Raw genomic sequence first — 8,798 nt, 5'->3', positions numbered from 1 at the left:
AAAGCCGCTGTACGAACGTCAGATACAGCAGCTCAATGATAAAATTTTATCGCTTAGACAGCAGATTGAAGATTTGATAATTGAACGTATTGGAGACAGAGAACACTCGCAGGTCTACAACAATATGATTACAAAGCGTGAAGAAGAAATATCCGCTATTGAAAAACGGATAACTGATCTTAAAGAGTATGACAAAATCTGCAAACAGAGAAAAGAACAGCTTAAAAACACAACACAGATACTTGATGAAATCCTGTCCGAGGGTACGATTTCGGATATCAATCTAAGAATGTTAGTCAAGCGGATTTTCATTCATCAAAACGAAGATAAAAGTCTTGACATCAGGTTCGAGATGAACGGAGAGTTTAATGGAACTGTCAGCGTGTTTATTGAACCAACGGACGAATTAGAAATAGCATAGAAATTAAAACGAAATCCGCAGTATCGCCTGCGGATTTTTCGTTGCATATATGAATATATTAACCGACAGACGCATTAGCTATGGTAGTGCGTTTTAGCATAAAATCAGTTAAAAACCGTTCTTAGAGCCAGCGCGTCTGCCCATTTATTTTTACTGGAGCAAAAGAAAAAAGCCCGATAAAATCGAGCTTTTCGTGGTGCGGATGACGGGACTTGAACCCACATGACCTTGCGATCACTAGCACCTGAAGCTAGCGCGTCTGCCAATTCCGCCACATCCGCATATAAAAATTTGAAACTTCTTACTCGGCTCAAATCTAAAACCGAGGTGGGCTTTTCACAAACAGCTCCACATGATATATGAACAGGAAATCGGCAAGCAGATAAATCCACTGTCGTTACGCTGCCTGAAGCTAGCGCATCTGCCAATTCCGCCACATCCGCATATAAAAATTTGAAACTTTTACTCGGCTCAAATCCAAAACCGAGGTGGGTGCTTATCACACTAATCCACATTTATGATGAACCAGAAAGCAGCCAAGCAAATAAATTCACTGTCGTTACGCTGCCTGAAGCTAGCGCGTCTGCCAATTCCGCCACATCCGCATATTTAACGTTGCTCAATGCAACGTATTTATTATATCATATTACACGTACTTTGTCAATACTTTTTCGCAGTTTTTTCGATAAAAACGCCAAAAAATAAAGCCTGACTAAAAAGTCAGGCTGATTTTTATATCGGAATCATCACCCGTTTTTAAACTGCTCACTAAGAGCCTGATCACTCATGCCGAAAGTCACAAGCTTGCTGAAATACTTGTTCTTCATAAGCGCCTTGATAAGTATTACACCAACTATCGTTACGCATACAAATTCGCCTAAGGCTACCCAGCCCATGTTCACAAGAAGCGGCGTCTTGAAGACATATGTCAGCTCAAAGCCAACTATCACCGCATTTGATATCACCGGGAAAAGCGACGCAACTACAAGATTTACCTTGTTTCTCAGCAGATAGATAAGAACCGCTGCCACAACTGTAGCAAGCGTTCCAAATACTACGTCCACCATTCCGAGCGTACTGAATAGATTGACTATCAAACAACCTATAGAAAGCGAAATGATGTAATCCTTGTTGAAATAACAAAGTAGCATCAAAACCTCAGATATGCGGAACTGTACCTGTCCGTATGCAAGTGAGCTGCAAAGCATTGTTGCCGCAACGTATATCGCTGCAACAAGTCCCATGTTTGTTAAACGACGTGCACTGAAAATTTCCATAAAAAAATCTCCTTGTTTTTATTTGTGAGTGGTTGATCTAGGTTACACTCTATTTAATTGGAAAATAAAATAACATAAAAAGGCTGCCGCCGAAACGACAGCCCGTTTATTTACGTTAATTTAGCTATTAATTAAGCCTTGCCAACAGAACCGAAGAGTTCCATCTTCTCCTTGACCTTAGCCTTGATAGCCTCGAAACCAGGGTTGAGAAGCTTTCTTGGGTCAAAGCCCTTGCCCTGAAGATCCTTGCCCTCTTCAATGTACTTTCTTGTAGCCTCCTGGAATGAAAGCTGGCACTCTGTGTTTACGTTGATCTTTGCAACGCCAAGTGAGATTGCCTTCTTGATCATGTCATCAGGAATACCTGTACCGCCGTGAAGTACCAGTGGCATATCGCCAACCTTTTCCTTGATAGCAGCAAGTGTCTCGAATGAAAGACCTGGCCAGTTTGCTGGATACTTACCGTGAATGTTACCGATACCAGCTGCAAGCATTGTAACGCCGAGATCAGCGATTGTCTTGCACTCGTTTGGATCTGCGCACTCGCCCATACCTATAACGCCGTCCTCTTCGCCGCCGATAGAACCAACTTCGCACTCGATAGAAAGACCAAGCTGATCTGCAACGTGAACAAGTTCAGTTGACTTAGCAAGGTTCTCCTCAAATGGATAGTGTGAACCGTCGAACATGATAGATGAGAAACCAGCCTTTACGCACTTGTAGCAGCCCTCATATGTTCCGTGGTCAAGGTGAAGTGCTACTGGTACTGTGATACCGAGCTCTTCGACCATTGCCTTAACCATAGCAGCAACTGTCTTAAAGCCTGTCATGTACTTGCCTGCGCCCTCAGATACACCAAGAATTACAGGTGACTGCAGTTCCTGAGCAGTGAGAAGGATAGCCTTTGTCCACTCAAGGTTGTTAATATTGAACTGACCTACAGCATACTTGCCTGCAAGTGCCTTTGTCATCATTTCCTTAGCTGAAACTAACATTTTTTAACGACCTCCGTTATTTAAAATTTTCCTCTATTATTATACAACATTACACCGTAAATTGCAATAGCGTGACATTAATTTAACAATTATGTAACATTTAAACCTCGTACATCTCGATGACCTTCTGAGCCACCTCGATCTTTGTGCATCTCTTATCCATAGCCTGCTTTTCAAGATATTTATGAGCCTGCTGTTCCGTAAAGCCAAGATACTGCATAAGTGAGCACTTTGCTCTGTTTATCGTTCTTATCTCTTCAAGCTTTTTGTGCAGTTTCAGATTTTCAGACCGTATTCCGAGCATACGTTTTCTTGCGGCACTGACAAATTTCATTGAACGGTAAAAATACTGTCTGCCTAGTGGCTTTGGTATCACCATTACGCCGAAATCTTCCAGTTTATCAGCAAGGATATCCGCATTTTCCGACTTTGCGATAGCCACACAGCTTGCGTCAGTTGAGGTGCAGACTATCTCCGCAAGCTCGTTGCCATATTCGTCTGACAATGGACAGTTTATCACGACACAGTCATAACTGCCTGACCCTACCGCACGCCTTGTTTCAAGACCCGTTGCGGCTATAGAAGTCTTGCAGGTGGGAAAGGTTTCTTTTAACAGACTCACAAGCATAGCTGTTGCCTTGTCATTGCTTGAAGCCACAAGTATCCTGTCCATTTCCCCACCTCCTTTTTTTAGCTTTCTCTGACATTACAGATGATAAAAATATCTGGCTGTTTCAAACTGCTCCTTATCGGCAGCTCTCTCATATTCTATGATAAGCTCCTTTTCTATTGCGATAAAACGCTCCAACATATGCTCAGGAAGCCTATCCGCAAGAAACTCGCTCTTTTCAGCACGTTCCACTGCCTCTTTCAAAGACTGCGGAAGTGTTTCAAGCTTTGCAAGCTCGCTTTCATCTGCCGAGCCTATATTGAAATTAATAGGTCTTGGAAGTTCTTCCTTATTTATAACGCCGTCTATGCAGGCATAAATAAGCAGACCCATAGCAAAGTAAGGATTACAGGTGTTGTCTGCTGAACGGAGTATTATACCATTCTCATCTGTATCAGCAAGCGGTGCACGAAGAAGCTGTGCATAATTTTCATGTGACCATGAAATGTACTTAGGTGCAAGCAGACTGCCAAAACGTTTGTATGAATTTGTAGTGGTGTTTAGAAACAGCGTCATATCGCCAACGTTTTTCAGTATTCCTGCTATCATGCGCTCAGCCTCTTTGGAAAGTCCGCCAAGCTGAGGTCTGAAAACATTTTCTGTGCCTTTCATGCACATGAGCATTATATGCAGACCAGATCCGCAGTTGTCGACGATAGGCTTTGGCATGAACGTTGCGTAAAGCCCGTTTCTGTCAGCCACAGATTTTACAACGTTCTTGAACGTCACAAGATTATCGGCAGCTTTCAGTGCGTTTGAATACTGAAAATCTATCTCGTTCTGACCCGGACCGGTTTCATGTCTTGAGCTTTCTGGGAAAATATCCATTTGCTCAAGTGTCAGGCATATGTCACGTCTAAGGTTTTCTCCCCTGTCAACAGGCGCAGCGTCACAATAGCCTGCATAATCGTGAGGACGCTTTGTAGGCATATCAGTATCGTCCTTTTCAAAACAGTAAAACTCGCATGAAGTACCTATCTGGAAGTTATATCCCTTGCCCTTCGCATATGCGATAGCAGTTTTGAGGAAAAACCTGCCATCTCCCTCGAAAGCCGTTCCGTCAGGATATTTCAGGTGGCAGAAAAATCTTACTACCCTGCCGTGCTGCGGTCGCCATGGAAGAAGCGCCAGCGTATCAGGGTCAGGGAAAAGTCTAAGGTCTGAAGCAGTCACATTCAAAAAGCCACCGAGCTTTGAAGCGTCAAAGATAAGTCCCTCTCTGAATATTTTCGGCAGCTCGCCTGCTATAACAGAGATAGTCTTTAGCGAACCGAATATATCGCAGAACATGAGCTTTACGAACTTTACGTCGTTTTCTTCAACGAACTGCAAAACCTCTTTCTCTGTGTATTTCATAATAAATCCTCCGTAATGATACTGTTCAGAAAAGTTTTCCGTTCCTTACTTATAATTATATCTGAACAGCCAATTCTGTAAAACCGAGCAGTTATAAAGATTTTGTTACTTTATTTTTACCTTGCGTTATTTGTCGATATCCTCCAGCCAAAGCTTAGCCACAGCGTCAGACGGCATTCTCCAATCCCCTCTCGGTGACAGGGTAACAGAACCGATCTTTGCGCCGTCAGGCAGGCAGGAGCGTTTGAACTGCTGTGAGAAAAATCTGCGATAGAATGTTTTGAGCCACTTGTCTATGACCTCGTCAGGATAATCCCCCTCAAAGGCATATTTCGCAAGCCTTTTCACCTTTGACGGCTCAAAGCCCCAGCGTATGCCATAGTAAAGGAAGAAGTCATGAAGCTCATATGGACCGACAAGGTCTTCTGTTTTCTGTGTCATCTCAGTGCCACTCTCATCAGTAGGAAGAAGCTCAGGAGAAACAGGAGTGTCCAAAATATCGTACAGTACATTTCTCAGAGTATCAGATGTGCAGGTGTCGCCGTAATACTGAACGATATGCCTTACCAGCGTTTTAGGGATAGAAGCGTTCACACCGTACATGGACATATGGTCGCCGTTGTAGGTCGCCCAGCCGAGAGCAAGCTCGCTCAAGTCGCCTGTGCCGACCACCATTCCGCTCACCTGATTTGCGATATTCATAAGCACCTTTGTGCGCTCTCTCGCCTGACCATTCTCGAACACAACGCTGTGATCGTTATAATCATGACCGATATCTTCAAAGTGCTGTAAAACTGCTTTTGAGATATCCACCTCTCTGAACGTTACCCCCAAAGCGTCGCAAAGTATTTCCGCATTGGAGCGTGTGCGCTTTGTTGTGCCAAAGCATGGCATCGTCACCGCAACGATATCAGTATGCGGTCTTTTGAGCAGATCCATTGCCATTACACACACAAGCAGTGCAAGCGTAGAATCAAGTCCCCCTGAAATGCCAATGACCACAGTCTTGGAATGTGTGTGTGCGATACGCTTCATAAGTCCATGGGATTGCATTTGCAAAATAAGGTGACAGCGCTCGTTTCTCTCCGCCTGATTTGACGGGATAAAAGGCGTTTTTGCAAATTTTCTTGTCAAAGCTGTTTCGCCCATTTCAAGGCTGAATCTTTCACGGGAGATATTGTCCTTATCCAAGAAACCGCTGTCCTTGGAAGAATAGTCCCACTCTGCGCTTGCAGGATAGGTAGAAATTTTTCTTCGCTCAAACGCAAGCTTTTTAAAATCTATTTCCGATATGGTAATGCCGTTTTCAAAAAGCCTGCTCTCTGCAAGTATAGAGCCGTTTTCTGCAATGATATTGTGACCTGAAAAGACCATATCCTGCGTTGACTCACCGTCACCGGCGGAGCAGTAGATATATCCTGCCACCAGTCTTGCAGACTGATTTGACACAAGCTGTCTGCGGTAAGAATCCTTGCCGATGACCTCATCGCTTGCGGACAGATTGCAAATAAGCGTTGCACCCGATTTAGCAAGATAATTTGAAACAGGGTCAGCCACCCACAGATCCTCGCAAAGCTCAAAGCCTATCTTCACGCAGTCGCTTGGCTGCTCGCCGTTGTTTTCCCAGTTGTCAAGCTCAAAGACATACTGTCCCATTTGTGCAGAATGCATATCGTCATCGGCAAAATACTGTGTAAGCTCAAGCTGGATATTGCCGCCCATATATGGTGCAAAATGCCTTGCCTCATAAAACTCGTTATAATTCGGTAAATGCGTTTTCGGTATAAATTTCAGTATCTCACCGTTTTGTATAACTGCCGCACAGTTATAAAGCTTGCCCTTTGCCCTCACAGGCATACCAACAGCCACAAGCATATCGCTGTTGACAGTTTTCTTCGCTATTTTCACAGCACCGTACATCGCCCTATCAAGCAAAGCGTTCTGAAAGAACAAGTCCTGACAGGTATAACCTGTTATGCAAAGCTCAGGGAACACAGCGACCTTTACGCCCTCTTCCCTGCACTTTTCAAGTTGACTGATTATTTTATCCACATTGAAGTCAACGTCTGCCACCTGTATCTCAGGGGTGCAGGCGGCGACCTTTATAAAACCGTCTTTCATAAAAATAAGCTCCTTACAAGAAATTATCATTGTTATCATTATACCATTTTTTATAGGTATAAGTCAATGATTTTTACAGTATAGCAAAACTATTTTAGAACGATACTAGACAATCCGCCACTAATGTGTTAAAATTGAGATATCACATCAAAGGGGGAACGCCATATGAACAAGCTGTGGGATAAGTTTCTTTTAGGCCTTTGCTGCTGTGCATTCATGCTTGCAGAGGGAACAGATCCGTCAAACATCACCACATTACTATTGGCTGTCATATGCTCCGCTATCTTTCAAATAAAACCAAGTTCTGCCGTTGCATACCTTTCAGTTATTGCGTACAGCTCACTTTGCATTTTCAGTAAAGAAGCTTTGATACTCGCCCCTTTGGTGCTTTATGATGCTTTCTGTACAAAATTTCACCCTGCTATGGTCTTAACATTCATAGGTGTACTTGCAAATATATTCACTCTGGAAAAAGACATATTCCCGCTTGTCGCTCTTTTTTTGGTAAGCTTCACAATTTCAAGCCGCAGCGTTCTGAACGAAAAGATGACAAAGATGCTCATAAATACTCGTGACAATTCAAAAGAACTTACCACCCAGCTTGTAGAAAAAAACAAAGCCATGCAGAGAAATCAAGACTACGAGATATATCTTGCCACTCTGAAAGAGCGTAACCGCATTGCAAGGGAGATACACGATAATGTGGGACATATGCTCACAAGGTCTATTTTACAGCTTGGTGCGCTCTCGGTCATAAACAAAGATAAAACTGTCGGTGAAGCCATCAACGACCTGAGCGGCACGCTGAACACCGCCATGACGAGCATACGAAGCAGCGTTCATGATCTTCATGACGATTCTATCGCACTAAAGCCTGCTGTTGAAGACTGCATAAGACCTCTGAAAGACAGATTTGCAGTAAGCTGTGATTATGACTTTTCCGAAAGAATGTCACGAGATGTGAAGCTTTGCTTTATTGGCGTTATAAAAGAAGCACTTTCCAATACTGCAAAGCACAGCGACGGTGACAGCATAAAAATAATCATTCGTGAACACCCTGCTCTTTATCAGCTTAGTATCGCAGACAACGGAAGCTGTCCCGAAAAGATAGATGAAAGCGGCATGGGGCTTGCCAATATGCGTGAGCGTGCGGCTTCTTTAAATGGGAACATAAACATCACATCGGGCAGCAAGGGATTCCGCATTTTTCTGTCTGTGCCGAAACAAAACCTGACTGAACGGAGGTATTGACATGAACATTGTTATAATAGATGATGACAAGCTTGTGGCAGTGTCGCTGAAAACCATTTTGGAAAGCACAGGCAGTGTGAAAGTTCTTGCCATGGGAAGCTGCGGTGAGGAAGCCATAGAGCTTTATTCTCTTCTCAAGCCTGATGTTCTGCTTATGGATATCCGCATGAACGGCATGAGCGGCATTGAAGCCGGCGAAAAGATCCTTGCTGGGTACCCTGACGCAAGGATACTTTATCTTACCACATTTTCTGATGATGAATACATTATAAAGGCTGTGCTTATGGGAGCAAAGGGATATATTTTAAAGCAGGATTTTGAAAGCATATGCCCTGCCCTTGAAACCGTCATGAATGGGCAGACAGTTTTCGGCTCAGATGTTGCAAGTAAACTTCCTGAGCTTCTTACCAATCACAGCAGTTTTGATTTTGACCACTACGGCATAGTCGAAAAAGAGCAGGAGATAATCGAACAGGTGGCAAAAGGGCTTAGCAACAAGGAAATAGCCTCACTGCTTTATCTCAGTGAGGGCACAGTGCGAAATTACATCAGCACTATCCTGGAAAAGCTCTCCCTCCGTGACCGCACACAGCTTGCTATTTTCTACTATACCAACATACAATAGCACTACAATTTCATAAAAAGTAAAGGCGCTGTAAAAAAAAGCGCAACAAAGCCCGTGGATTTCCTCGATATGGAAGCCCACG

General features: G+C 43.6%; 8 protein-coding genes and 1 tRNA gene. 3 read left to right on the top strand and 6 right to left on the bottom strand.

The features are described from left to right. The coding region (locus QVO88_RS10335) for a hypothetical protein (protein WP_288178008.1) at positions 1-421 on the top strand (421 nt) is incomplete at its 5' end. A 194-nt stretch (positions 422-615) separates the two neighbouring features. Here QVO88_RS10335 and QVO88_RS10330 read toward each other — a convergent pair. The 6 genes from QVO88_RS10330 to QVO88_RS10305 all read right to left on the bottom strand — a co-directional run bounded on the left by QVO88_RS10330 (position 616) and on the right by QVO88_RS10305 (position 6,840). Beyond that, positions 616-702 (bottom strand) — tRNA-Leu (locus QVO88_RS10330). A gap of 465 nt (positions 703-1,167) precedes the next feature. Next, complete coding sequence (locus QVO88_RS10325) at positions 1,168-1,698, bottom strand: QueT transporter family protein (protein WP_022288389.1); 531 nt, start codon at positions 1,696-1,698, stop codon at positions 1,168-1,170. Positions 1,699-1,829: 131 nt separating this feature from the next. Beyond that, positions 1,830-2,693, bottom strand: a complete 864-nt coding sequence (gene fba, locus QVO88_RS10320; protein ID WP_022288388.1) for a class II fructose-1,6-bisphosphate aldolase — start codon at positions 2,691-2,693, stop codon at positions 1,830-1,832. A gap of 100 nt (positions 2,694-2,793) precedes the next feature. Continuing rightward, positions 2,794-3,366 carry an ANTAR domain-containing response regulator gene (locus QVO88_RS10315; RefSeq protein ID WP_022288387.1) on the bottom strand — a complete coding sequence of 191 codons (573 nt, stop codon included), beginning with the start codon at positions 3,364-3,366 and terminating at the stop codon, positions 2,794-2,796. Between the two features lie 33 nt (positions 3,367-3,399). Then, a complete protein-coding gene (locus QVO88_RS10310) occupies positions 3,400-4,719 on the bottom strand; it encodes a glutamine synthetase family protein (RefSeq protein ID WP_022288386.1) in 1,320 nt (439 codons plus the stop codon). A gap of 126 nt (positions 4,720-4,845) precedes the next feature. Next, positions 4,846-6,840, bottom strand: coding sequence for an NAD(+) synthase (locus QVO88_RS10305; RefSeq protein WP_022288385.1), 1,995 nt, complete (start codon positions 6,838-6,840; stop codon positions 4,846-4,848). A 165-nt stretch (positions 6,841-7,005) separates the two neighbouring features. Here QVO88_RS10305 and QVO88_RS10300 point away from each other — a divergent pair, with 165 nt between their 5' ends. Next, positions 7,006-8,091 carry a sensor histidine kinase gene (locus QVO88_RS10300; protein ID WP_022288384.1) on the top strand — a complete coding sequence of 362 codons (1,086 nt, stop codon included), beginning with the start codon at positions 7,006-7,008 and terminating at the stop codon, positions 8,089-8,091. Position 8,092: 1 nt separating this feature from the next. Further along, entirely contained in the window at positions 8,093-8,716 is a 624-nt protein-coding gene (locus tag QVO88_RS10295; RefSeq protein WP_022288383.1) for a response regulator transcription factor, read from the top strand. Positions 8,717-8,798 lie beyond the last annotated feature (82 nt).

The organism is Ruminococcus sp. CAG:57, assembly GCF_000435935.1.
GTDB lineage: Bacteria > Bacillota > Clostridia > Oscillospirales > Ruminococcaceae > Hominimerdicola > Hominimerdicola aceti.
The sequence above is the reverse complement of the archived record's forward strand: the minus strand, read 5'-3'. Positions and strand labels throughout refer to the sequence as shown.